General features: G+C 43.3%; 23 protein-coding genes. 14 read left to right on the top strand and 9 right to left on the bottom strand.

Annotated features, from left to right (window positions below):
• Positions 1–4 precede the first annotated feature (4 nt).
• Positions 5–238: a DUF2789 family protein gene (locus tag N745_RS0109710; protein WP_024851934.1), complete on the bottom strand. Its 234-nt coding sequence runs from the start codon at positions 236–238 to the stop codon at positions 5–7.
• 134 nt (positions 239–372) lie between these two features.
• Between N745_RS0109710 and coaD the strand changes: the two genes are divergently transcribed.
• Entirely contained in the window at positions 373–855 is a 483-nt protein-coding gene (gene coaD / locus N745_RS0109705) for a pantetheine-phosphate adenylyltransferase (protein ID WP_024851933.1), read from the top strand.
• Between the two features lie 6 nt (positions 856–861).
• Here the strand turns inward: coaD and N745_RS0109700 are convergent, their stop codons facing one another.
• Entirely contained in the window at positions 862–1,839 is a 978-nt protein-coding gene (locus N745_RS0109700; RefSeq protein WP_024851932.1) for an HPP family protein, read from the bottom strand.
• A 120-nt stretch (positions 1,840–1,959) separates the two neighbouring features.
• On the opposite strand from N745_RS0109700, the gene N745_RS0109695 reads away from it, so the two are divergent.
• The 4 genes from N745_RS0109695 (at position 1,960) to modC (ending at position 5,587) form a co-directional block, all read left to right on the top strand.
• A complete protein-coding gene (locus N745_RS0109695; protein ID WP_024851931.1) occupies positions 1,960–2,769 on the top strand; it encodes a TOBE domain-containing protein in 810 nt (269 codons plus the stop codon).
• Between the two features lie 128 nt (positions 2,770–2,897).
• Positions 2,898–3,668: a molybdate ABC transporter substrate-binding protein gene (modA, locus tag N745_RS0109690; RefSeq protein WP_024851930.1), complete on the top strand. Its 771-nt coding sequence runs from the start codon at positions 2,898–2,900 to the stop codon at positions 3,666–3,668.
• Between the two features lie 126 nt (positions 3,669–3,794).
• Positions 3,795–4,475: a molybdate ABC transporter permease subunit gene (gene modB, locus N745_RS0109685; protein ID WP_024851929.1), complete on the top strand. Its 681-nt coding sequence runs from the start codon at positions 3,795–3,797 to the stop codon at positions 4,473–4,475.
• Positions 4,472–5,587 carry a molybdenum ABC transporter ATP-binding protein gene (gene modC / locus N745_RS0109680; RefSeq protein ID WP_024851928.1) on the top strand — a complete coding sequence of 372 codons (1,116 nt, stop codon included), beginning with the start codon at positions 4,472–4,474 and terminating at the stop codon, positions 5,585–5,587. Before modB ends, modC begins: the two co-directional genes overlap by 4 nt.
• A gap of 87 nt (positions 5,588–5,674) precedes the next feature.
• On the opposite strand, the gene N745_RS0109675 is transcribed toward modC, so the two are convergent.
• The 3 genes from N745_RS0109675 to mutM all read right to left on the bottom strand — a co-directional run bounded on the left by N745_RS0109675 (position 5,675) and on the right by mutM (position 9,908).
• A complete protein-coding gene (locus N745_RS0109675) occupies positions 5,675–8,377 on the bottom strand; it encodes a cation-translocating P-type ATPase (protein WP_024851927.1) in 2,703 nt (900 codons plus the stop codon).
• Between the two features lie 97 nt (positions 8,378–8,474).
• Positions 8,475–8,981, bottom strand: coding sequence for a hypothetical protein (locus tag N745_RS12360; RefSeq protein WP_024851926.1), 507 nt, complete (start codon positions 8,979–8,981; stop codon positions 8,475–8,477).
• 87 nt (positions 8,982–9,068) lie between these two features.
• On the bottom strand, positions 9,069–9,908 hold the full coding sequence (mutM, locus tag N745_RS0109665) for a bifunctional DNA-formamidopyrimidine glycosylase/DNA-(apurinic or apyrimidinic site) lyase (protein WP_024851925.1): 840 nt from the start codon (positions 9,906–9,908) through the stop codon (positions 9,069–9,071).
• A gap of 218 nt (positions 9,909–10,126) precedes the next feature.
• On the opposite strand from mutM, the gene N745_RS0109660 reads away from it, so the two are divergent.
• Together N745_RS0109660 and N745_RS0109655 are read left to right on the top strand one after the other, a co-directional pair.
• A complete protein-coding gene (locus tag N745_RS0109660) occupies positions 10,127–10,327 on the top strand; it encodes a hypothetical protein (RefSeq protein WP_024851924.1) in 201 nt (66 codons plus the stop codon).
• 104 nt (positions 10,328–10,431) lie between these two features.
• A complete protein-coding gene (locus N745_RS0109655) occupies positions 10,432–13,122 on the top strand; it encodes a diguanylate cyclase (protein ID WP_096761360.1) in 2,691 nt (896 codons plus the stop codon).
• Positions 13,123–13,241: 119 nt separating this feature from the next.
• Here the strand turns inward: N745_RS0109655 and rpmG are convergent, their stop codons facing one another.
• The 3 genes from rpmG to radC form a co-directional block, all read right to left on the bottom strand.
• Entirely contained in the window at positions 13,242–13,394 is a 153-nt protein-coding gene (gene rpmG, locus N745_RS0109650; protein ID WP_024851922.1) for a 50S ribosomal protein L33, read from the bottom strand.
• 11 nt (positions 13,395–13,405) lie between these two features.
• The gene (gene rpmB, locus N745_RS0109645) at positions 13,406–13,642 is read right to left on the bottom strand and encodes a 50S ribosomal protein L28 (protein WP_024851921.1); all 237 of its coding nucleotides are present in this window, start codon (positions 13,640–13,642) and stop codon (positions 13,406–13,408) included.
• Between the two features lie 227 nt (positions 13,643–13,869).
• Positions 13,870–14,556 (bottom strand): RadC family protein, encoded by a 687-nt coding sequence (gene radC / locus N745_RS0109640; RefSeq protein WP_024851920.1) that lies wholly within the window; start codon positions 14,554–14,556, stop codon positions 13,870–13,872.
• Positions 14,557–14,633: 77 nt separating this feature from the next.
• Here radC and N745_RS0109635 point away from each other — a divergent pair, with 77 nt between their 5' ends.
• The 3 genes from N745_RS0109635 to N745_RS0109625 are packed head-to-tail and all read left to right on the top strand — an operon-like array spanning position 14,634 to position 18,675.
• A complete protein-coding gene (locus N745_RS0109635; RefSeq protein ID WP_024851919.1) occupies positions 14,634–15,047 on the top strand; it encodes an acyl-CoA thioesterase in 414 nt (137 codons plus the stop codon).
• An 8-nt stretch (positions 15,048–15,055) separates the two neighbouring features.
• Positions 15,056–16,276, top strand: a complete 1,221-nt coding sequence (gene coaBC, locus N745_RS0109630) for a bifunctional phosphopantothenoylcysteine decarboxylase/phosphopantothenate--cysteine ligase CoaBC (RefSeq protein ID WP_024851918.1) — start codon at positions 15,056–15,058, stop codon at positions 16,274–16,276.
• The gene (locus N745_RS0109625) at positions 16,273–18,675 is read left to right on the top strand and encodes a transporter substrate-binding domain-containing diguanylate cyclase (protein ID WP_024851917.1); all 2,403 of its coding nucleotides are present in this window, start codon (positions 16,273–16,275) and stop codon (positions 18,673–18,675) included. The genes coaBC and N745_RS0109625 overlap by 4 nt, the downstream gene beginning before the upstream one ends.
• Before the next feature lie 88 nt (positions 18,676–18,763).
• On the opposite strand, the gene N745_RS0109620 is transcribed toward N745_RS0109625, so the two are convergent.
• Complete coding sequence (locus tag N745_RS0109620) at positions 18,764–19,339, bottom strand: YbhB/YbcL family Raf kinase inhibitor-like protein (RefSeq protein WP_281171883.1); 576 nt, start codon at positions 19,337–19,339, stop codon at positions 18,764–18,766.
• Between the two features lie 595 nt (positions 19,340–19,934).
• Here N745_RS0109620 and N745_RS0109615 point away from each other — a divergent pair.
• From N745_RS0109615 to N745_RS0109600, 4 genes are read left to right on the top strand one after another with little or no spacing between them, the layout of a single operon-like run.
• Entirely contained in the window at positions 19,935–20,990 is a 1,056-nt protein-coding gene (locus tag N745_RS0109615; RefSeq protein WP_024851915.1) for an efflux RND transporter periplasmic adaptor subunit, read from the top strand.
• Between the two features lie 11 nt (positions 20,991–21,001).
• On the top strand, positions 21,002–22,795 hold the full coding sequence (locus N745_RS0109610; protein WP_024851914.1) for an ATP-binding cassette domain-containing protein: 1,794 nt from the start codon (positions 21,002–21,004) through the stop codon (positions 22,793–22,795).
• On the top strand, positions 22,792–23,949 hold the full coding sequence (locus tag N745_RS0109605; RefSeq protein ID WP_211239102.1) for an ABC transporter permease: 1,158 nt from the start codon (positions 22,792–22,794) through the stop codon (positions 23,947–23,949). Before N745_RS0109610 ends, N745_RS0109605 begins: the two co-directional genes overlap by 4 nt.
• Before the next feature lie 11 nt (positions 23,950–23,960).
• The gene (locus N745_RS0109600; protein WP_024851912.1) at positions 23,961–25,085 is read left to right on the top strand and encodes an ABC transporter permease; all 1,125 of its coding nucleotides are present in this window, start codon (positions 23,961–23,963) and stop codon (positions 25,083–25,085) included.
• Positions 25,086–25,136 lie beyond the last annotated feature (51 nt).

Here is a 25,136-nt window from a genome sequence, read left to right as displayed (position 1 = left end):
GCGCTTAATCTCGTAGTAACGCATCGAGCTGATCGACAGCTTCTATCCACTCCGCATCTTCTGCAAAAGACTCCATAATAAAAGCAGCTTGACTTGCATTCCAAAATTCTGCTTCCGCAAGCGGAATTGATAAGGGCAAAGGTTTGTGTGTTTGAACAAATGCTTCTATATCAGATTGTTCATATGGTAAACCGAGCTGTTGGAATAAGGTTTCCAACGTATGTTCTGAAACTTCCATATTACCTCCATTGCTTAATCATTAAGATTTCCGGTAATTATTATCATACGCTTTCTATTCACTATCGTCATCCGCATCGCAATCTGTGTAGAATCTCGGTATGATAGTCACCATTCAATAAAGACGGTTTTATTATGAGTATTACAGCTGTGTACCCGGGCACTTTTGACCCAATTACCAATGGCCATTTTGATTTGATTGAGCGTGCTGCACGTTTTTACGATCGCTTGATTATTGCCGTTGCCGACAACCGCAACAAACACTCGTTGTTTCCGTTAGAACAGAGGGTTGAACTAGCGCGTTCAGTGACTAAAGATTTGCCAAATGTTGAGGTAATTGGCTTTAGTGGACTTTTGGTGGACTTTGTTCAATCAGTGAAGGGCAATGTTTTATTGCGTGGTTTACGTGCGGTATCTGACTTTGAGTATGAGTTTCAGTTGGCATCCATGAATCGTAAGCTCGCGCCGGATATTGAAACCATGTTTATGACGCCTGCCGAACAATATGCTTTTATCTCATCCAGCCTTGTTCGTGAGATTTCGGCACTGGGGGGTGACGTTTCTGAGTTTGTTCATGCAGAGGTTGCCCAAGCGTTACAGACAGTACAGAATCTATAACCAATCTCATTCCGAAGTGACTCGTTGCCAACGCCCTTCCACTTGGTGCATTTCATATTTGGCCCAGCGGGCAAATTCTTCACGAGTCACACAGTCGGTCTTTTTCTTTTCTTGTCCGGCAATTTGTTTAAAAATCACATAGTCTGTGTTGGCATAATCGTCATGACCTTCGTCCAATATTTTTCGCATACTCCAATCACTACCGATTTTGCCGTTGCTATAAACCCTACCAAGGTGAATATCTTTGGGGGTTAGCGAATGTGTTTTTTGGCTGTGATAAACCAAGTCTAAAATACGATTTAAATCATATTCGTTAATGTCTACAAACGAGTCGATTTCTTTTAAAGCCTCGATAAAATCTTGATGAGAAAGTGGATCGAAATCTGAGTGGGCAACGGGCACTTGCTTCTGTGTTTGTTGCAAGTAAGCTGGATAGCGGCGCCAGTAAAATAAGCTATTAAAGAGCATTGCTACACCGAAAATAATGACTATATTCAATAGCACGGGGGTCACCATAAAGCCATAACCGAGCTGATGAACGGCATCACCTGCGACGACAGCAGTCAAAGCTGTTGCGCCTCCAGGTGGATGAATACATTTTAGATAGTACATTAAGCCGATGCTGACTCCGACAGCTAAGCTTCCCGCCAAAATAGGTTCATGAATAAAAAGAGCGCAGGTCACGCCGACAAAAGCTGAAATTAAGTGGCTGCCCATTAACGGCCAAGGTTGAGAGAGTGGGCCGTGAGGTACGGCAAATAAAAGTACTGCAGAAGCTCCCATGGAAGCAACAATGCCCAAACTCGCTATGCCAGGAATAAAGTGATGACTCACCGTCATAATGCAGAAAATGGCAATAAATCCACCCAGCGCGGAAATGATTTTTTCACTGTGGCTGGTCGGTGCTTGACTAATCCCCAAAAAGCGTACTGTCGCTTCTTTGGAAAAGAATCTCTTGGATCGATGTTGTGACGAGCCTTCCATTTTAGACATCCTTGGCTAAATACAAATTGCAGTGATTCTAGCGTTTTTTATTTGCAATGCCAAAAAAACTCCATTAGAATCTTTTCGTTATGTAAATAAGGTAATAACGGTATTGTTTTGATGCAATCTTCACTTCCAGAGCAATTGGTTCAGTCGTTTTTAATGGGCAGCAAACAGTCTCGTTCAGGACAAAGACGTTTGGAACTGCTTAGCAAAATCGATAGTTTAGGCTCCTTGTCTGCTGCGGCAAAAGCTTGTGGCATGAGTTATAAGGGAGCTTGGCAGGCAGTTGAAGCGATGAATGAATTGGCGGGTAAAGATTTGGTTTCTGCTCAAAAGGGCGGAAGTGGAGGCGGTGGTACCTTGTTGACAGATGCTGGTAAGGCATTATTGGCAGCTTATCGTTTATTTAACGAGCAGATGCAGCATTGGATGCGAGAGTTAGAAGCCGTTTCGCCCAATATGCTGGATCAGCTAGAACTCATGAGGAGGATCTCAATGAGAACAAGTGCAAGAAACCTATTTCATGGCTCGGTAAGTCATATCGAAAAAGGGTCGGTAAATTGTAATGTCACACTTTCAATCGGCGAAGGTGAAGAAGTAGTTGCGCAGATCACGCTAGACAGTTTAGAGCGTTTGGGTGTTGAAATTGGTTCAGATGCCTATGTGTTGATTAAAGCCAGTTGGGTGATTTTGACTGAAGACCTGAACGGTGCTTTGAAAACCAGTGCGAGTAATCAATTTTGTGGGGAAATCACTCATATAGAAAAAGGCTCTGTTAACTCTGATGTGACGATTGAGATGGCTGGTGGGCAACGTATGTCGGCAATCATTACCAATCAAAGTTTGGAAAACCTAGGGTTTGAAATTGGTGAAAGAGCGTGTGCTTTGGTTAAAGCTAGCCATGTTTTATTGGCCGTTTCTGACTAAGTCGCGTAAGCTGAAAATTTTTTGGCTATCGATATGTAGTAAAGGTTATATGTGTTAAAGGTAGTATCAAGGTATTTAGGCGAGGGAGTAGGCTCGCTTGTTTTGAACTGAAAACAAAAGGAATGAAAATGAAAAAGAATATTTCACGCTTATTGGTTGTAGGGTTGTTACTGACAAGTTCTATTGCTTATGCGCAGCAAAATATTAAGGTTGCGGTGGCATCAAACTTCTTGGCAACATTAACGGCATTGTCAAAAGACTTTACTAAGAAAACCGGGATTCCGGTCGAGATTTCCAGTGGTGCAACCGGAATGTTGTATGCGCAAATTCAAAAAGGAGCGCCTTACGATATGTTTTTTGCAGCGGATGCCAAACGTCCAAAATTATTGGAAAAAGAAGGTCTGATTGAGGCAAGCTCTCGCTTTACTTACGTGACAGGTAAATTGGTCTCTTGGTCACCAAAAACATCTAACATTTCGGCAGACTTGGCAACATTAAGCCCAAGCGATTCCAAGCTCCACTTTATTGCTATTGCCAACCCTAAAACCGCTCCTTATGGCTCTGCTGCCGTAGCTGTTCTAAAGCATTATGGCGTGTATAAAAAACTAAAGAGTGAAGGTAAAATCGCTATTGGCGGTAACATTGGTAAAACTTTCCAATATGCAGCATCCGGTAATGCACAAATTGGTTTAGTCGCAAAGTCTTATGTTTCTAATCCAGGAAAACCCGTTGGCGGTACCTATGTTGAGATTCCTGCAAACTTGTACCCTAAGTTGACGCAACAGGCTGTGGTCTTGAAGGGTAAAAATTCGGATGCGGTGAGAAAATTTTTGGCTTATTTCAAATCTGATGCAGCTAAAAAGCAAATTGAGGCTTATGGCTATGGGTTAGGTAATTAGCTTCGAGCGGATAGGCTTACAAAGTCGAAAGAGCCTGTTATCTTAGAGCCAACTCAGCTATGCTATGCTCTTTGGCATAGCTTTACTATATTTAGCTTAATATCTTGAATTGGGAGACAAGTCAGTATGTTAGAAGGCGTGGATTTCCAGCCACTTTGGATTACCTTTAAAATTGCTTTTATTACTACGGCAATTTTGATTGTTCTGAGTACGCCTTTGGCATTGTGGTTAGCAAAGATACAGGGTAAGAAAAAAGCGGTTTTAGAGGCGGTTGTCGCTTTGCCTCTGGTGTTGCCCCCGACGGTTCTTGGTTTTTACTTTTTAGTGCTTTTGTCTCCAACAGGCTATTTGGGCAGCATTTGGGCGTCTTTCGGCTTCGCGCCTTTGACCTTTTCTGTCAGTGGTATTGTCATCGGATCGATTATCTACTCATTGCCTTTTATGGTGCAGCCGTTGATGCAAGGCTTTGAGCAGCTTGGCAAACGGCCGACCGAAGTGGCTGCGACACTCGGTGCAGGCCCCATTGACCGTTTCTTTTCCGTGACCTTGCCGTTAACCAAACGTCAGTATTTACTCGGTGCCACGCTAGCCTTTGCACATACCATTGGTGAGTTTGGTGTGGTCTTGATGATAGGGGGGAATATCCCTGGCGTGACTCAAGTAGCGTCTATTGCCATTTATGACCATGTTGAGCAGTTGGAATATACTCAGGCACATGTATTGTCTTTGATTATGTTGATTTTGAGCTTGACCGTTTTAACCATTGTTTACGGCATGAATCGCCGTATGGAGGTTAAAGTCGGATGAGTCAATTATTGAACGTATCCATGAATTCCCCTTCGTTATCGGGGCATCTATCAGTTCAATTAGGTGGGTTCGAACTGCAGACAGGTGATTTTGAGATTCCCTTGTCTGGTGTGACGGCAATCTTTGGTCACTCAGGCAGTGGTAAGACTACATTTATTCGTTGTTTGGCAGGGTTTGAATCGGCAGCAAAAGGTGAGGTAACCTTTGGTGATCAAGCTTGGTTAACTGCCCGTAAAACATTACCGATCCACAAGCGAGGGTTGGGCTATGTTTTTCAAGAAGCCAGTCTTTTTCCGCATTTAAATGTGAACGATAACCTTCTGTATGGTTTAAAGCGTGCCTCGAAAACCGGTAAGCAGCAAACCATCAGTTTTGAGCAGGTGGTTGAATGGCTTGGTCTTACGCTGTTGTTGAATCGCGATGTGCAAACCTTATCAGGCGGTGAGCGCCAGCGTGTGGCGATTGGTCGTACCCTGTTGTCGCAACCTTCTATTTTGATGATGGACGAGCCGATGGCCGCGTTGGATCTGTTTTCCAAAAGAGCCATCATGCCTTACCTTGAACGTTTGCGTGATGAGTTGGATATTCCGATTCTGTATATTTCACATTCACCGCAAGAAGTAGAGCGTTTGGCAGATCATGTGTTGTTTATGGAAAAAGGCAAAATTATCAGTATTGAGCCGATTGAGCAAGCATTGAACCGAGAAGGCACGCCTTTGTATCAAGGGGAAGAACCAAAAAGTGTGATGAAGGCAACTTTGGTCGAGCAACTTGAAACCGAAGGACTTTCTAGAGTCGAAGTCGGGAGCGATTCTTTGTATGTCCCCCATTTACAACAAGTTGTCGGAAGCGAAGTTCGTCTAGTCATTGCCGCTCAGCAAGTCAGTTTGATGAGCGCAAAACCCGAACAAACATCTATGTTGAACCATCTGCCAGTGTTGATCGAATCCATTGAACCGCATAATGATTACAGTGTGATGTTGCGACTGCGCTTGGCGGCATCCAGCTTGCCATTGTTGGCGCAAGTGACCAAGCGATCGGTTCATTCATTGGGTTTGTCGCCTGGACAAAACTGGGTGGCTGCCATCAAGTCAGTCGCCATTCTGGATTGAACCTAGTCGCCATCACTTTCTAAAAGGATCAAAATCTGCCAGGCTGGGTAGCCCATAGACCCCAGCCTGGCAGATTTTTACTGTCTTTTAAATCCATTTCAGTTTGAAAATTTCTTTGATGGCGGACAATAAGAGTGTCGGTATTGAAGAGATGGCAAAGGCCAAGGCTAAGTCTGGCAAGCCTAAAGGCGTGGTGCCAAGCAATAGATGCCCGATTGGCAGATAAACCATTAAGAGAGACAAGCTGCCTGAGCTGACTACCGCAAGCAACAGAATCGGGTTGCTAAAAGGGTTGCGTCGGTAAAGTGAACTGAAAGTCCGGGCATCGAAAACGTGGAAAAGTTGTCCGAATATTAAGGTGATGAAAGCCAAGGTTTGCGCATATTCCAAACTTTGACCTTGAGATAGCGCCAGCTCAAACATCCAATAGGTGACGCCTCCCATTGCCAGCCCGCGTAAGATGATGCGTACGCCCAACTGCTCGGAAAAGAAGCTTTCTGTTCGTGTTCGGGGGCGTCGCTGCATTAAATCCCTTTCAGCATTGTCAACACCTAGTGCCAAGGAGGGCAAGCCATCACTCACCAGGTTTACCCAAAGAATCATCAGTGGCGCAAGCGTCAATAAAGGTTCGCCTGTCATCAGAACGAAAGCAAACAGGATGGCGGATACTTCACCGACATTGGTGGTGAGGTCCTGGCGAATAAACTTGCGGATGTTGTCATAGATGCGACGCCCTTCTTTCACCGCTTTGACAAGGGTGGCAAAGTTATCGTCTAGCAAGATAAGGTCTGCCGATTCTTTGGCGACTTCTGTGCCCGCTTGTCCCATGGCTATGCCAATATCCGCTTTTCTTAATGCGGGCGCATCATTAACGCCATCGCCTGTCATGGCGACGACATGGTTTTGTGATTGTAGAGCCGTCACGATGCGAAGTTTGTGTTCTGGCGTGACGCGAGCAAAAACCCTGACAGTGGAGACGTGCTGCATCAATTCTTCGTCGGTCATGTTATTCAGTTGACTGCCTGTAATGATGTCGAGAGATTCTCCCGATGGGATAAGGCGCATTTGGTTGGCGATAGCCTTGGCGGTGATGGCGTGGTCGCCGGTAATCATTATGATGCGAATCCCCGCGGAATGGCATTCTTGAATGGCTTCAATGGCTTCTGGTCTGGGAGGGTCGACAATGCCGTGAATCCCTGTAAAAATCAGTTGGTTTTCAAGCTCCGTGTGAGGCAAATCAAGTTCATGCTCTTCGAGATAGCGATAGCCAACGGCCAATGTGCGGAGCGATTTTGCACCGAAGTCTTCCATCACCTTCTCAATCATATCTGGGTGCATCAGTGGGTCTAGCCGTGAGTCTTGGTAGTCAATGGCTTCTGAGTGCTGGAGTAAAATATCCGGGGCACCCTTTGCGATTAGCAGTAATCGGTTCTCCTTGTCTTTGACGATGACACTCATCATTTTGCGCTTGGGGTCAAAGGGAAAGCTGGCGATGAGTTGATAGTCTTGGTGTAATGTCTTTTTATGTAAGTCGGCTTTGGCAGCGGCAACGAGGATAGCGCCTTCAGTGGGCATGCCTTGAAAACTGTGTTGGCCGTTGTGATGTATCAGTTCGGTTTCGCTGCAAAGGGCAGAAAATGTCAGCATTTGTTTGAGGTAAAAATGGCGTGGATGATGGGGTGAAATCATTTCCATTTTGGTGTCTTTGAACTGACCGACAGGTTCGTAACCAACCCCTTCAAGATGATATTCCATTCCTGCAGCCCAGATTTCCACAACCTGCATTTTATTTTGCGTCAAGGTGCCGGTTTTGTCGGAACAAATAACGGTGGTGGAGCCGAGTGTTTCGACCGATGCCAGTTGTTTGGTCAGCGCTTTTTCAGACACCAGTTTTTTGGCTCCCAATGTGAGAACGATGGTGACTACCGTGAGCAGGCCTTCGGGAATGGCCGCCACGGCAAGCGAAATGCCGCTATTGATCAGGTCGGTGAAAACCAGCCCTTTCAACAGCCCGACACTGATAATCAACGCGACGATGAGCAGTGCAATCCAGATAAGGATTTTCGACAAAGAGCTGATGCGCTTTTGTAGAGGCGTCAATTGGTTTTCCGTTGCCTGCATGAGTTGGGCGATTTTACCGATTTCGGTTTGCATGCCTGTTTCTGTGACAATGGCAATGCCGTTACCCTGAGTGATGGATGTACTCATAAACAGTTGATTCAACTGGTCGCCCAAAGGAATGTTCTGTTCGCTGATGGGTTGAATGTGTTTGGCGACGGTATCGGATTCGCCTGTAAGCGCAGATTCATCGACTTCAAGACGATGCGTTTCAATCAAGCGACAATCTGCTGGAGTGATGTCACCAGCCTTGAGCTTGATGATGTCGCCTGGAACCAGTTCGCTGGCAGGTCGTGTTTGCCAGCGGTTTTGACGCTTGACCAAGCACATGGGGGCGGACATCTGTCGCAGAGCATCAATGGATTTCTGCGCTTTATATTCTTGGGTGAAGGTGATGGCTGCGTTGATGAAGATGATGACGCCAATCACTATTGCGTCAAGGTGGTGGCCAGTATAAGTCGATAATAATGCACCGACCGCTAAAATGATTAGTAAAGGATTCTTGAGTTGCGCCAGCAGGATGTGTAGAGCGGAAACCTCTTGGGCTTTACTGATTTTATTAAGGCCAAAGGTTTGTTGGCGTTCTGCAATGAGCTCATCGGGTAAACCTTCTTCCAATTTGCTTTTGAGTTCACTGATAACGGATTCTGCGGTTTTATGGCTCCACTTCATAACGCACTCCCGAGGTTCTGTGCAAAAGATACGCCTAAAAAATCAGTTTGCCATAAATGCAGTATAAAACCAATGGTGTTTCAAACCCAGTCAAGATTTAGCGTGATCGAGTGGAAAGTTGGAAAGGAACTTTGACGATGTGATTGTCTTTTTTAGTGATAAGCACAGAAATTTCCCAATCCATTTTTTCACTGGTGCAGAATGCCAGCATGATTTTATTGTGATAGAGGTTAGGTTGGTTGGCTAAAGGTATTAAAGTTGTGCGGTTGTAGCCCATATACATGTTGATACCAGCAATATCGATTTGTACATTCTGCGGGTGAAATCCTTTGAGTTTAACGGTTGCATCAAGCAGGTGGGCGACCGGTATCGGGTTGTTTGGAGAAATGTCCAAAGTAACGCTCTGTGAACCATTGCGAATGGTGCATGCGCCTTGGTGCAATTGGCAGTTAGGATCTGTTTTCCATACATTGACTTCATCATCTTGCTGATTAGAAAAAGGTGAGTCGCAGCTGGATAAGCAACCAATACTACCAACTAAAAAAGTCAGCATTAAGAAGAGGCGAAGTGTTAAACGCGGTAATGGTCGCAAAGTATATTTCATGCGACACATCTTAGAACGAAATGACCATGGCTGCAATCTGTGCAGTGAAAATTTCAAGTTTTTGTCAGTTTGTGAGCATTCAAATCGCTATTTTTTAGGTTGGCATTTGGGGCAGAAATAGCTGGCGCGCTGTTGCTGTACTATGCGTTGAATGGGGGTGCTGCAAATCGAGCAAGGCAGGTTTTCTCTGCCATATACCTTTAGTTCTTGTTCAAAATAGCCGGGTTTGCCATCTGGCGTTAAAAAATCTTTTAAGGTGGTGCCGCCTTGTTCAATGGCTTTAGCCAATACCTGTTTGATATTTACAACTAGGACTTCGGTTTGTTTTTTGGTGAGTTTTTTGGCGGCAGTGGTTGGATGAATGCCACTTAAAAACAACGATTCGTTAGCGTAGATATTGCCTACGCCAACGGCATAACGGTTATTCATAATAAAAGATTTAATTGAGCAAGATTTAGCTTGCGCAAGCTGGAATAGGTAGCTGGCATTAAATGCATCCGATAAAGGTTCTGGAGCAAGGTGTGCTAGAAGAGGGTGTTGGTCTAGCGGCTGATCCGTCCATAAGAAGGCGCCGAAGCGTCTTGGGTCATGATAGCGCAACATATAGCCGTTATCGAAAAGTAGATCTATATGGTCATGCTTTTGAACCGAGGTGTTATGGGGTAGAACTCGCAGGTTGCCAGACATACCGAGGTGCAGAATTAAATGGCTAATTGCGCCTGTTTTTGCAGAAGTTAACGTCAGTAATAGGTATTTTGCGCGGCGGTTAATGGCGGTAAGTTTTTGCCCTGGTAGGCTATCAGTTAAATGAGAGTCAACTGGCCAACGCAGTTTGCCGTTTCTGACAATAAGGGATTGGATTGAGTGGCCTTCTGTCTTAGGCTTTATACCGCGTAATGTGGTTTCAACTTCTGGTAATTCTGGCATAAATCTTTCTTTAGAAATAAGTAACCAAAACATTGGCAACTAAGGTTGTTTTATAGAGTGGCTAAGCACGTATTTTAGGTGGTTAAGCCAATATTGTCATTAAGAGGTTTGAGGTTGTTGCATTTATAAGTAGATAAGTTTGATGTTCTGCCGATACATAAACTAAAGACCGTTAATAAATAAAATGCCATGAAACCACTAGGGTTGAGGAGGCAGGAATGAGTTCTCATCATTACCATATTGAATTTGAAGATTCGAGCTATTGCGTTATTTGCGAAGAAGGTACTATTGTTCAATTTGAATCTATGGAAGACGCCGTAGAAGCTATGCGTGAATTTGAACATAAGAGCTTTCCGGATGAATGGGATAGAGTACCGCCTGCGACTCGTTACGCCAAGCAAATGTATTATTCTTCGTAAGTCTGTTATGTTGCTTTTTTGCAAATGGCTTGTGGTGAAACCTTCAATTTTTATAAATAAATTTTTTGTACGTAATTTTTTATATCGCGATTATAATGTGAGGTATGAAGAGTTTCACTGTCCCTCCAAAACAAGGTAGCTTGAAAAGGCATTTAATGCTGGGTTTGGTGCTTTGTTTATCTTTGTTGGCGCCTATCGCTGAAAGTGCCTCCGGGTTATCTAAAAAGGCACTGATGCCTGTTACCTTACAACTTAACTGGCACCCGCAATTTGAATTTGCAGGCATTTTGGCTGCCATCAAACAAGGTTATTACCAAAAAGCAGGTATTCAGCTCAATCTTCGTTACTGGGAACCCAATTCAGATGTCATAAAGCAGGTAGTTGGGAAACAACGTGATTTTGGCGTGGTTTATGGTTCAGTTATCGCTGACTATGCCAAAGGCGCGCCGCTAAAGTTTGTAATGCCTAATATGCAAATTTCACCAATGGTCTATATTTCGCATACACCGATTAATCATTGGAAAGACCTGGATGGCAAGACCATTGCTGATATCAATAATCTTTATTTAAAAGATATGTTGATTAGGTTAAAAGATGACTCAACGCACAAAGATGAAATTCGTTATATCCCTTCTCACGGCTCTTTGCAAAGCTTTGTTGATGGCAAATTTGACCTCTATGCAGCTTTTCAAACCAATGAACCTTATCGTTTAACCAAAAGAGGCATTCCTTTTTATGTAGTTGATCCTAAATCTTTTGGGGTGCAAGGATATGCTGGCTTAATTGTGACTTCGGATTCTTTTGCGAGAGCACATCCTGATGTAGTGCATAAATTTAAAGAAGCTACGATCAAAGGCTGGCAATATGCATTGGACCACCAAGCTCAGACGGTAGATTATATATTGGCAAACTACCCAATTGAGAAATCACGGGAAGCTTTATTGGATGAAGCTAGTAAGATGGAACGCTTTGTGCGATCTGGTTATGCGCATATTGGCAATATCGATCCCACTAAGTTACAAGTTATGGCCTCGGAGGCCAGAGAAGCAGGCTTAATCTCAGAGAAAGAGTTTGAGGCCTTTAAGCCTAGCCAATTTATATTTAACGGTGGCAAGATTCAATTTACGCCTGAAGAAATGGATTATCTCGCTACAAAACCGGTTATTAGGCTGGCAAGTGATAATAACTGGGGCCCTTTCCAGTTCATTGATAAAGAAGGGCGATACCGAGGGATTACCGCAGATTATTTCCACTTATTAAGTAAAAAGCTTGGTTTGAAGTTTGTACCAACGAAAAGTAAAGATTGGAATCAGGTTGTGGCACTTACCAAAGCCGGAAAGTTAGATGTATACCCTTGTGCGGTTCCGACACCGGATAGAAAAACGTATATGAAATTCACCAAGCCTTACCTCTCTTTTCCGATGGTATTGGTGGGTAAGCAATCCATGTCTTATGTTAGTAACTATAGCCAGTTGAATGGTTTAACGATTGCCTCTGTGAAGGGGGGATGGTCATCAGAATATTTAAAGAAGCATTTCCCTAAAATTACGGTACTACCGGTTTCAACGGTCAAAGAAGGTATAGCATCGGTCGTTGATGGGCGTGCGAAGGCATTTTCCGGCAATTTGGGTGTCATTAATTACACGACAGATAAATACGGTTTTACAGGCGTGCACATTATTGGGCAAACCGATCAGCGCTTTGACATTGCAATCGGGGTACAAAAAGATAACCCCATCCTTTTTAGTATTTTACAAAAAGGCTTGAGTAACATTACAGAGCAGGAACGCCAAGCGATTTACAACAAATGGATTAAATTAGAAATAGTGAAGCGATTGGACAAAACACAGCTGATAAGTATTTTGACCACGGTAGCGGTCATTTTGCTTAGTATGCTGTCTTTGGTGTTGGTTTATCGTTACCAGAAAAATAAGCACCAAAGTTATATCAATCAGGTTCATGAATTGTCCTTCGCAACCATGATTGATATGTCTGATTTTTCTTTGGTAAAGGTTACGGATTCCTATGCCAAGTTGACGGGTTATTCTAAAGATGAATTATTAGGGATGAATTATCTGTCGCTTGCATCGGATGAGGTGAGCATTGAACAGAGACAGAAAATCATTCAACAAATCCTTCGGGGTGAGATATGGCAAGGTGAAATCAAGGGGCAAACCAAGGACAAGGAATACTATTGGGTTGCCGTGACTTTGACGCCGATCAAAAACCTGTTTGGTAAGGTGACTCATGTTTGGGCTACAAGGACTGATATTACCGATAAGAAACGAGTCGAAAACTTATCGATTATTGATGATATGACTGGGCTCTATAATCGTCGCCACTTCAATCACATGATTGAGCAAGAAATCAATCGCGCAAAACGCCAGAAACAGCCTTTGGCAGTGGCGATGGTTGATATCGACTTTTTCAAGAATATCAATGACAACTATGGTCACCAGGTGGGTGATGAAGTTCTAATTCAAGTTGCCGATTGTTTCAAAGGAGCTTTCCATCGTGCGAGTGATTTTGTCTTTAGAATGGGGGGTGAAGAATTCCTAGTTTTGTCATCTTTCAAAGATAAAGAAGAGTTTAAGCGCTATTTGGAAAAATTCTGTGAGGACGTCAAAGCCTTAAATATCAAAAATGAGGGGTCGCCCTTTCATTTGTTGACCGTGTCAATCGGAGCCGAGTTTTATGAGGTAGATGCGCTTAAAACTTCCACCAAGTTGTATCATGACGTTGATCAAAAGCTTTATCAGGCGAAAGAGACCGGTCGCAACCGCGTTGTGATGTAATGAAGTTGTTAAAGTCGGACTAGGAATGTTCGGCTATTTCTATTGCTGAATCTTAAATTTCAGGTATAAAAAAACCCGACTTTTTGGGTCGGGTCGCATCAATAAAGTTTGGGTAAAACTTATTTGATTTTTGCTTCTTTGAAAAGTACGTGTTTACGAAGAACAGGATCGTACTTTTTAATCTCAAATTTACCAGCCATGTTGCGCTTGTTTTTATCAGTTGTATAAAAATAAGCACTTTCTGTTGATTGAAGTTTAATCTTTTCGCGCATATCGAGTCTCCTTAAACTTTCTCACCACGTGCACGGATTTCCGTAAGCACTGACTCAATACCGTTTTTATCAATAATGCGCATTCCTGAAGTAGAAACGCGAAGTTTTACAAAACGGCTTTCGTTTTCAACCCAAAAACGGTGAGTTTGTAGGTTAGGCAAAAAACGACGACGAGTTTTACGATGAGAGTGGGAAACATTATTACCGACCGCAGGCTTTTTACCTGTTACTTGGCATACTCTAGACATTTCTCTTTCCTCTCAAAAATGGCCAGCAAATATCAGCTGAACCACACATTAAAAATATTCGAATATTTCTATGTTAGTTATATAACGACAGCTGAAGAGTTACCTTTAGTCATTCGCCATAAAAAACAAGAAGCGGAATTATCCATAAAATCAACGATGATAGCAAGGGTTTTATGAATTTCTTTTGGATGGATAACTGATTTTTTACTAGGAACTTAACGAAATGGTTAATTCGTAGGCATTTTGCCAAGCTGTGCTAAGGATGACCAACGGCCATAATCACCAATAATAATATGATCCAAGCAGCGCACATCTATTAAGTTAAGTGCTTGATGCAACTGGTCGGTGAGTTCAATATCTGCCAGGCTGGGGGTTGCGTCTCCAGAAGGATGATTATGCGCCAAAATGACAGCGGCAGCTTGATGCTCGAGTACGGTTTTGATGACTTCTCGAGGATAGACGTTGGCTTCATTAATGGTGCCAAAAAATAAGGGTTTAAAACTAATCACTTGGTGTTGTTGGTCTAATAACACTAAACCAAATACTTCTCTATCGGTGTGACCAATTTGTAAGTTGAGCCATTGTGCGACAGCTTCGGGTTGTGTAAAAGCGTCCCCCTTGGTGAGGCCGGATTCAAAATGACGGTGTGCCATTTCCAATACCGCTTTTAGCTGAACGTACTTTGCTTCTCCCAAGCCTTTTGCTTGGCAGAAGTGCGATTGGTCGGCATTCAGCAATGCGTGTAAAGACCCGAATTCATCCAATAAATCCTGAGCCAGCTCTACGGCACTTTTTCCTTTGACGCCTACACGTAGAAATATAGCCAATAATTCGGCATCGCTTAAGGATGGCGCGCCAAACTTTAACAGCTTCTCTCTAGGTCGGTCGTTTTCATGCCAATCACGAATCGCCATCAGTCAAATGTCGCCTGTAAAATATTAGTTTTTTGGTAAGATAGCCGAATCATAAGTTAAAAAGAGTATATCTGGCAATGTTTAAGCTCGAAATGCGCGTTCGCGACTATGAGTGCGACTTACAGGGCGTGGTGAATAACTCCGTTTATCAAAATTATTTGGAACATGCTCGTCATGAGTTTCTATTGTCTAAGCAGGTGAATTTTCCTGACTTAGCGCAAAAAGGAATAGACTTAATGGTTTTAAGAGCAGAAGTTGACTATAAATCGCCTCTAAGACCACATGATGATTTCTATGTGACCGTTGATGTTGAGCGAGAAGGGCGCATCAAAATTGTATTCCTACAGAATATTTATCATAGCGAAGATGATCGATTGATTATTGCAGCCAAAACCTATGGCGCAGCGATTCAAAACGGTCGTCCGATGAAAGGGCTGAAAGAATTGGATGTATTGTTCCAAGATGAATTCACCCATTCGATTTCTATGTAGGCGATAGCATGAATATTCTGTTAGGTGTTACCGGAGGCATAGCCGCTTATAAAAGCTTGGAGTTGGTGCGCTTGTTTGTAAAAGCGGGTCATGACGTTCAAGTGGTGATGACTTCCGGCGCCAAAGAATTTATCCAGCCCTTATCTTTTCAGGCATTGTCCGGCCACCCGGTAAGAGATAGTTTGTTTGATGCCAATCAAGAAGCCGGTATGGGACATATTGAGTTGGCACGCTGGCCAGATGTCATCGTTATCGCTCCCGCTTCTGCCGAGACGCTTGCAAAGTTGAGAATGGGGCGTGCCGACGACCTGCTCACGACACTATGTTTGGCGACTGATCGACCTATTTTGTTGGCCCCAGCGATGAATCGTTTGATGTGGCAGAATGCGGCAACGCAAGAAAATCTTGAGATGCTGGCAAACCGAGGTTTTGAAATCATGAAGCCGGGATCGGGCGAACAGGCTTGTGGTGAAGTCGGTGAAGGGCGTTTGCCTGAGCCCGCGGATATTTTCTCTGCGACTGAATCCTTAGTCGCCTCGCTACAGCCAGACCCAGCCTGGCAGATTTTGCCCGAATTTTGGAAAGGGAAGCACCTGCTGATTACCGCAGGTCCGACTTTTGAAGATATTGATCCTGTTCGTTTTATCGGCAATAAAAGCTCGGGAAAAATGGGTTATGCAATCGCTGAGGCGGCAGCTCAAGCGGGTGCAGAAGTTACGTTGATTACGGGGCCTGTTGCGCTAAAAGTGTCAGAGACGATTCGTAAAGTTTCCGTGCGCAGTGCACAGCAAATGTTTGAGTCTGTTCAGGAAAATTATGCGTCTTGTGATGTTTTTATCAGTGCTGCGGCAGTAGCGGATTATCGTATTTCGAAACCAAAGTTGCAGAAAATCAAGAAAACTGATGGTCAGGATGACCTGACATTGAACCTGGTGAAAAATCCTGATATTGTCAAATGGGTAGCAGAGCAAACGCCCAAGCCTTATGTCGTTGGGTTTGCCGCGGAAACGGAAAAGCTCGAAACCTATGCGCAAGATAAGCTTAAACGAAAAAATCTGGATATGATTTGTGCTAATTCTGTTAGTGGTGGCAAAGGCTTTGAGCAGGATGATAATGCACTGTTACTTTTGACAGAAAGCCGGCAAAAAAACTTGTTGAGAGCTCCTAAAACGCGTCTGGCAAAAAGTTTGTTGGTATTTATTGCGGAAAGTATTTCGGAGACCGAATGAAAAGAGCTTGGCAAAACACGTTAAGACTGCTCGTCTTTTCATTGTTGGTAGGCTTTCATGTCGCCCATGCTGCGAATGCCGTAGTTTCAAAGTCAAATCCGACGCCCAAGCCACTTGAAAAAGTTGTGTTGCAGTTAAAATGGTTGCATCAATTTCAGTTTGCCGGTTATTACGCTGCGCAAAAGGAAGGCTATTTTCGAGATGAAGGTCTTCAAGTTGAAATACGTCAACGTGATGTGCGAAAAAACAATATCCAGCAAGTGATTGATGGTGACGCACAATACGGTGTAGCAGACTCTGTATTGTTTCTGTATTTAGCTAAAAAAGCCCCTGTTGTTATTGTGGCGCCCATCTTTCAGCATTCTCCCCAAGCTATCTTTACACTAAAGTCCAGCGGTTTGGACAGCCCCTACAAACTGCAAGGTAAAAAACTAGCGTTTTATAAAAATGATTCGGATGGTTTTCCAATCTTAGCGATGATGGAGCAGCTGGGTGTTAAGCCTGTTTATGATCGTAGGATAAATAAAACGGATCCAAATATCCTTGTTCGAAAGGAGGTCGATGCCTATTCTGGTTATTTGACCAATGAAGCTTTCTATCTAAGAAATACTGGTCAAGCCATCAATGTCATTAATCCAGTGAACTACGGCATCGACCTTTATGGTGATATGCTGTTTACAAGCCAAAAAGAAGCGCTTGATCACCCAAGCAGAGTGGCTCGTTTCAAGCGTGCGGTCATTAAAGGATGGCATTATGCGATGAAGCATAAGAGGAAGATGGCGCAATATATCCTAGATACTTACCATCCCGTTCATAAAAGCCTTGCGGGCTTACTTTACGAAGCTCATGCTTTAGAACATATCATCTCCGAAAGCACCGTTCCTATTGGTACTTTGGATGAAGGGCGGGTGCGTTTTATCAATGCCCTTCTGAAACAGCATGGTCTAATTGCTAAAGACATTGACTTAGAGCACGGCATTTACCATGAAGATAATTTGGATTTACAGTTTACTCAGCATGAAACAGACTGGATGAAGAAACATCCTGTTATACGTTTAGCGATAGACAATAATTGGTCACCAATCGAGTATGTCGATTCGAAGGGGAATATGCAGGGAATTTCCGCTTCATTTTTTAATTATTTAACGGCAAAAACAGGCTTGGTATTCAAGCCGGATACCCACTCGGACTGGGTTCAGGCGGTCGAAAAAATGAAGAAGCATCAGTTAGATGTTTACTCGGCAGCCATTTCAACAGAAGAACGTCGAAAGTATGCTCGTTTTACATCGCCTTATGTCAAGTTTGCAACGGTTATAGCAACGAGAAACGACGAGCCTTACCTGTCTCAAATGAAGTTGTTGCAAGGCAAAGTGGTGGCCGTTACCAAAGACTACGCTTTTGAAGAAATGATGCATCAATTATTTCCTAAAGTGAAACTTTATCTAGTAAAAGATGCTGCGGAAGGGTTGCACGCGGTTAGTTTGGGTCAAGCCTACGGTTATGTTGATAATGTTGCGGTCATAGGGCATTACATCAAAACACAGGGATTAACCAATCTGAAAATTTCAGGCGAACTGCCTTATAGTTCCAGTATTGCCATAGGTGTCCGTAAAGACTGGCCGGAGTTGCAAAGCATTTTGCAAAAAGTCTTGAATACAATGCCAACCGAGACTTATGAGTCACTCATTAAACCTTGGTTAAGGGTTAGTTACCAAACTCAATATCAATGGAAGCAACTGTTGGTTTATGTGGTTCCGATATTAATCGTTTTTGCGATTATTATGTTTTTCAATCATCGATTACGCAAAACACAAGCTGAACTTGAAGAAAGTAATGAAAAACTCTCCCGCTCTTCAATGACAGACCATCTAACCAATATCTATAATCGACAATATCTCGATCAGTCGTTGGAAGTGGAAAAGGTTCGAGCTGACCGTTATGAGTCCAAGTTAAGCTTAATCATGATGGATTTAGACTTTTTCAAAAAAGTGAATGATACCCATGGACATCTTGTGGGAGATAAAGTGTTGGTTAGTATGTCTAACTTGGTGTCTGAGCACTTAAGAAAAACTGACGTTTTTGGACGTTGGGGTGGGGAAGAGTTTATGGTTATTTGCCCTGAAACCAGCATTGAGCAAGGCGTACTTTTAGCAGAAAAAATTCGTAAAACAGTTGAAAGCGCTACCCTGCCCGAAGGCTTAAAACAAACCCTGAGCTTAGGTGTGGCAGAATATCAACCAGCCGAAAAAATGAATGATGCCATTGATCGGGCAGATGGTTGCCTTTATGAAGCTAAGCGTAATGGACGCAATCAAGTGCGTTATGGCGAGTGCGCAAAACGCTTTTCGGAAAAAGACTTTCCTTCAGAAGAACACTCGCCCAATAATAAGCCGCTATAACGAGTCGCTACCAACTAACTCGGGTTACTGTCTTGATTGTCCGAGCATTTTTCTTCCTATCAAATGCCTTTCTTTTTTGTGATTGCTGTTATCGGCGATAAGTTGCAATTAACGTTGCTTTTGAAAGCATATTTTGTCTTGCATAAAAGCCGACAGATGCAGCAGAGGCATTTTTATCCAGAGGAAGGCTTTTCACTTTTAGTGCAAAAAGTGTAAATTGGTAACGGTGTGCTTTATCACCTTTTGGAGGACAAGCACCGCCATAACCTGGTTTACCAAAATCCGTACGACTTTGAATAGCACCTTTTGGCATCAAGTGAGAAGTTAGGTCACCTGCATTTAATTTTAAATGGTGTATGTCCGCAGGAATATTGAAGACTACCCAATGCCACCAACCACTGCCAGTGGGGGCGTCTGGATCATAAGCCATCAAAACAAAGCTTTGCGTTCCTTTGGGTGCATTTTTCCAGCTTAAGCTTGGCGAAATATTATCACCAGTGCACCCAAAACCATTGAATACTTGCTGCTTATCTAGGTTGGAAAAGGGTTTTATTTCAGGGCTACTCAAGGTCATTTCAGATGCGAAAGCGCCTATTGAGAAGCTTAGTAAAAACAATAGAAGGGGGGTGGTAGAGACTTTTAGTATTTGTTTTATATGCATCATGCTATCCTCCAAGTGTGAATCTGTCTTAAGGTTGTTGTCGAGAAAATCCTTAATTATCATGCGCTTCTAAAATATTAATAGAAGATAGAGTGGAAAAAAAGCATAAAAAAAGCCTTATTGGGGGAATAAGGCTTAAATCTGAGGAGAGTAATCTTTCTGAAACGTCGAGGAGCATTCTAGAGTTTCACTTGAAAGATAACTGCTTTACGGAATGAATGTAAAAGCAGTAATAAGATTTAGTTATATATATATAACTAAATCTTATGTAAATAATAAGGGTTGTTTAAAAAAAATCAATACCAAAAGTTTTATTTATTCGAAATAAAATTTATTTATGGATTGTTCGGATTGTTATGGTTACTTATAAGAATAAATAATAATTGGGTAGTTAAAAAGGCTTTAACCAGTGAGTAATCATGGAAATTGTCCATAGTGCAGGAAATAAGAAACCACTAGTATTTATTGTAAGGTAAACTTTTTCTTAGCACACTGTTCGGTTGGAGACTAGAAATCTAATTGTTGGCTTAAACATTAGAGCTACTGGTCTGAACAGGCTAATTTTATATCAGATGAATTTGGACAGAAGAGTCGTACTATGAAAAAGCGAATTTTGCTTCTTGTTATATTAATAATCGTTTCGGCAAGTGCTTACTGGTTTGTGACGAAAACAAGCTCCTCAGAAACCAATGGCAGCATCAAGCTATACGGAAATGTGGATATACGTCAGGTAAATCTTGCCTTCCAAGTGACTGGGCAGATTGAAAAAATTGATGTTCAAGAAGGTAGCCGCGTTAAGGCTGGCCAAAAGCTCGCTTGTGTTGATAAAACCCGCTATAAAGCACAACTCGATTTGGCTCAAGAACAGGTGAATAGTCTGCAAGCCCAGTTAGATAAAATGCTGGCAGGAAACCGACCAGAAGAAATTGCGCAAGCAAAAAACCGTTACTTAGGCGCCAAGGCAGAAGCAGAACAAGCGCAAAAAAGTTATCAGCGGTTGAACTCACTCTTACCTAAAAAAATGGCCTCACAAGATGATGTTGATATCGCATCTACCAAAGCAGATGCCGCCCGTCACAATGAGATTGCCGCTAAGAATGCTTGGATAGTTGCCAAGCTGGGTGCGCGTAAAGAGGATATTGCACAAGTCAGAGCGCAAATTGCACAGGCACAAGCGCAAGTAGCGTTAGCGCAAAAAAACTTCACCGATGCTAACTTAATCTCGCCTGTTGATGGCGTAATTCGTGATCGTGTATTGGAGCCTGGAGATATTGCGCAACCGATGCAAACGGTCATGACGCTTGCATTACAAAACCCTAAATGGGTACGTGCTTATGTATCAGAAAAACAGTTGGGTCATGTTAAGTTAGGATTACCTGCAACCATCACGACGGATAGTTACCCGGGAAAAGTGTATCAAGGTTGGGTCGGTTACCTGTCTCCCGTGGCTGAATTTACGCCCAAAACCGTTCAAACCGATGACTTAAGGACGCAGTTGGTTTATCAGGTCAGAATTTATACTTGTGATACCTCTGGTGAGCTACGTCTTGGTATGCCAGCAACGGTTCATATTAACCCGCACAGCACACCTTTAAAAGAGCCGACTTGTTCTGTGAAAACGCAGGACACTTCGACTGAAGCTGACTTTAATTAGCGGATTTTGTTGTGACGGATTCCACCGCTCCCATCATTATTGAAAAGCTCAGTAAGCGCTTTACACTGCCAAACCAAACCATTGATGCCTTATCAGAGGTGAGTTTTCAACTCAAGCCAGGGCAAGTAACTGGCTTGATTGGCGCAGATGGCGCAGGCAAAACCACCTTGATGCGTTTGGTTGCTGGACTGTTGCAGTTTGAGGAGGGCCGTATTCAAGTGTTGGGAACTGATGTTGCCGAGCAGCCGTTGGCCGTTCAGTCGACGATTGGTTATATGCCGCAGCAATTCGGGCTTTATCAGGATTTAACCGTACGTGAAAACCTCTCGCTTTATGCTGATTTACAAGGCGTACCTAGAGGAGATCGTGTCGAACGATTTGAGCTTTTGCTGAGTATGATGGGCATGAATGCGTTTTATGACCGTTTGGCAGGCAATCTATCCGGTGGTATGAAGCAGAAGCTAGGATTAGCATGTACATTGGTTAAGGCACCAAGGCTACTCTTGTTGGATGAACCGACCGTTGGGGTTGATCCTGTTTCTCGCAGAGAGTTGTGGCAAATTGTTTACCAACTTGTTGAAGAAGAAGGGATGAGCGTTCTTCTAAGTACGGCTTATCTTGATGAAGCTGAACGATGCCATGATATTAAATTGTTGCATCAGGGTAAGCTTTTGGCAGAAGGGCCGCCAAATCAATTTTCCGACCCTATGAGGCAGCGTACTTTTTTGGTGTCTCATCCAGAAGTGTCAAAGCGAGAGTTGAAAAAGCAGCTGGATGCATTACCCATGGTAAAAGATGCACTGATTTTTGGCGATGCATTACGCGTGCTGACGACACAGACACTTGAATCGCCTCATCTACTCTCCGAAGCACTACAGAAAAATAATGCAGTTACTGATTACCAAGTTGAACCTGTTGCTCCGCGTTTTGAAGATGCCTTTGTCGACCGTCTTGCAGAAGAGGATATTGCGCCTCATGAGCAGACTTTGCAAAACAGTGATTCGTCTAGCGAAAAGCAGATAACGGAGTCACCATCAGACGATATGCCGGCCATTGAAGTTAAAGATTTGGTGTGTAAATTTGGTGATTTTGTTGCAGTCGATCACTTGACCTTTAAAGTCAAACGCGGCGAAATATTTGGATTGCTGGGGGCGAATGGTGCAGGTAAAACCACCACTTTTCGTATGTTATGCGGTTTGTTGCCGGCCACCAGTGGGCATTTAGAAGTGGTTGGTCTTAACCTACGCCATGCCCGCGCACAAGCTCGTGCTAAGTTGGGCTATATGTCGCAAAAGTTTTCGCTCTATGGCGTGATGACCGTGGCACAAAACCTTGCGTTTTACAGCCAAATTTATGGGTTAAAAGGCAAGCAAAAACAGCAACGTATCGCTTGGGCGGTGGAAACCTTTGACCTGAAAGAAAACCTGACACAGTCAAGTCATGACTTACCTTTAGGGTTTAAGCAACGCATGGCAATGGCTTGTGCGCTCATGCATGAACCGGATATTTTGTTTTTGGATGAACCGACGTCTGGCGTCGACCCTTTGGGACGACGAGATTTTTGGGACAAAATCAATGCGCTTGCTGACCAGGGGGTGACGGTAATGGTGACTACTCACTTTATGGAAGAAGCGGAGTATTGTGATCGTATGGCGATTATGGCTGAGGGTAAGATTTTATCGTTGGGAACGCCGAGTGAGATTAAAGATGAAATGGGTGTTTCGGATATGGAAGAGGCTTTTGTTCGCATGGTGCAAGGCGCAAAACATCAATTGCCCAATGAAGTAGAAGAGGCACAGGCATGAGTCGTAAAGCCATGCAAAATCGAATGGAAGGTTGGCCTCGTGTTTTGATGCGAGTGCGAGGGTTGGTGATAAAGGAGTTTCGCCAAATTCTGCGAGATCCAAGTAGTATCAGCATTGCCTTTGTAATGCCAGTGGTATTACTTTTATTGTTTGGCTATGGCGTGTCTTTGGATGCGAAACATATTCTAGTGGGGGTTGTTCAGCAACAACCCTCTGAGGCATCTGCCGATTTTGTTAGTCACTTTCACCGTTCGGAGTATTTTGATACCAGTGTTTACCCAAATGTTCCCGAAGCCGAAAATGCGATGCAGCAGGGTAAGATTCAAGCGGTATTAATTTTGAAATCAGACTTCGCACAAGGGTTTTATACTCAAGAATCTGCGCCAGTACAATTGTTGGTAAATGGTGTGAATTCGAATACCGCGAACTTAATTAACGGTTATGTGCAGGCTACTTGGCAGGTTTGGTTATCCAATTATTCGTTAAGTCATGGTTTAAAACTCAGTCAACCGATACAGCAGATAACGCGTATCTGGTTTAACAGCGAGGTCAATAGCCGTTACTTTCTTGTGCCGGGCTTAATTGCCATTGTGATGACATTGATTGGAGCGCTTTTAACGGCGTTGGTGGTCGCACGCGAATGGGAGCGCGGCACGATGGAAGCCTTGCTGGTGACGCCCGTCAGTATTTATGAGATTCTTTTCAGTAAGGTTTTTCCTTACTTTGTGTTGGGCATGGGCGGCATGTTGCTGAGTTTGTTGATGGCGCTTTATCTGTTCCATGTACCGCTTAGAGGGTCTTTGTGGATTTTGTTGCTGAGTTCCGCTTTGTTTTTATGGGTCGCCTTATCAATGGGAATTTTGATTTCAACTGTTGGTCGTACACAGTTCGTGGCAGGACAAATTGCTATTCTGGCCTCTTTTTTACCTGCATTTTTGTTGTCTGGCTTTATTTTTGATTTGCATAGCACGCCTTTGGTTATTCAGTTGATTTCGCATATCGTGCCTGCGCGTTATTTTGTTTCTTTGCTGCAAAGTCAGTTTTTAGCAGGTGATATTTTGTGGGTGATTTTGCCGAATATGGCGGCTTTATTGGTGATGGGGCTAGTTTTAACCTTTATTGTGTTAAAAAAATCCTATAAGCGTTTGGATTAACGGGAGACGAGATGTCGAGTTGGATTTCTTGGTCACGAATTTTTGCATTAATGGTTAAAGAACTGCGGGTATTGTTTCGAGATAAGCGTACGCGTTTTGTTGTCATCGGGCCTCCTTTAATTCAGTTGATGGTATTCGGTTATGCCGCTACCTTTGAGTTGAAGCAAGCGCCCATAGCGATTTTGAATCAAGATCAAGGTATTGAATCGCAAGAGATTATCGGCAGGCTGGAAGGGTCTGATAGCTTTAAAGTGGTTGCGCGATTGCATGCCCAACAAGAAGTGAATAAATGGATTGATGAGAAAAAAGCGTTGGTGGTGGTGAGTTTTCCAAGCGATTTTTCCAGTCGGTTACTTAAAAATGGTACCACCGACTTACAGGTGATTGTTGACGGACGTAACTCGAATACCGCCTTGTTGGCACAAAACGATGTCGCGGGGGTGGTGCAAACTTTTAACCAGGAGTGGGCAAAGCAGCATAACCTTAAGCAGCCACCATTAAATTTGGTGCCGAGAAATTGGTTTAACGAAAACTTGGAGAACAATTGGTTTTTCGTCCCCGGAATTGTTGCTTTGATTGTGTTGATTGTTTCCTTATTGATTACCGCTTTATCGGTCGCGAGAGAAAGGGAAGAAGGAACTTTTGATCAATTATTGGTGACGCCCTGTTTACCGATAGAAATTTTGATAGGGAAGTCTTTGCCAGGCGTGCTGGTTGCCGTACTGGAAAGTAACTTGATTATCCTGATCGCTATTTTATGGTTTGACGTCCCTTTTCGCGGAAACTATTGGTTGATACAACTCGCAATGGTGTTTTTTGTAACCTCGTCCATTGGTGTGGGGCTGATGATTTCGTCTTTATCCACTACGCAACAACAAGCGTTGCTGGGTGCTTTTATGTTCATGGTGCCGGCTGTCATTTTATCTGGCTTTGCCACACCGATTGAAAATATGCCGGAAGTAATTCAATGGCTCACTTATATGGATCCTATGCGTTATTTCTTGGTTATTGTTCGTGGTATTTTCTTGCAAGATATTGGTGTCGATGTCGTTTGGTCGCAAACATGGCCGATGGCGATTATCGCTTTGGTGACCATGTCTTTAGCAGGTTGGTTATTCCGTCATCGAACGGCTTAATTCATCTGTTGTCTCTTTACCCAGCCTGGCAGATTTTCAATAAAATCTACC

The organism is Hydrogenovibrio kuenenii DSM 12350, assembly GCF_000526715.1.
GTDB lineage: Bacteria > Pseudomonadota > Gammaproteobacteria > Thiomicrospirales > Thiomicrospiraceae > Hydrogenovibrio > Hydrogenovibrio kuenenii.
Note: the sequence above shows the minus strand (reverse complement) of the source record. Positions and strands in the feature narration are given on the sequence as shown.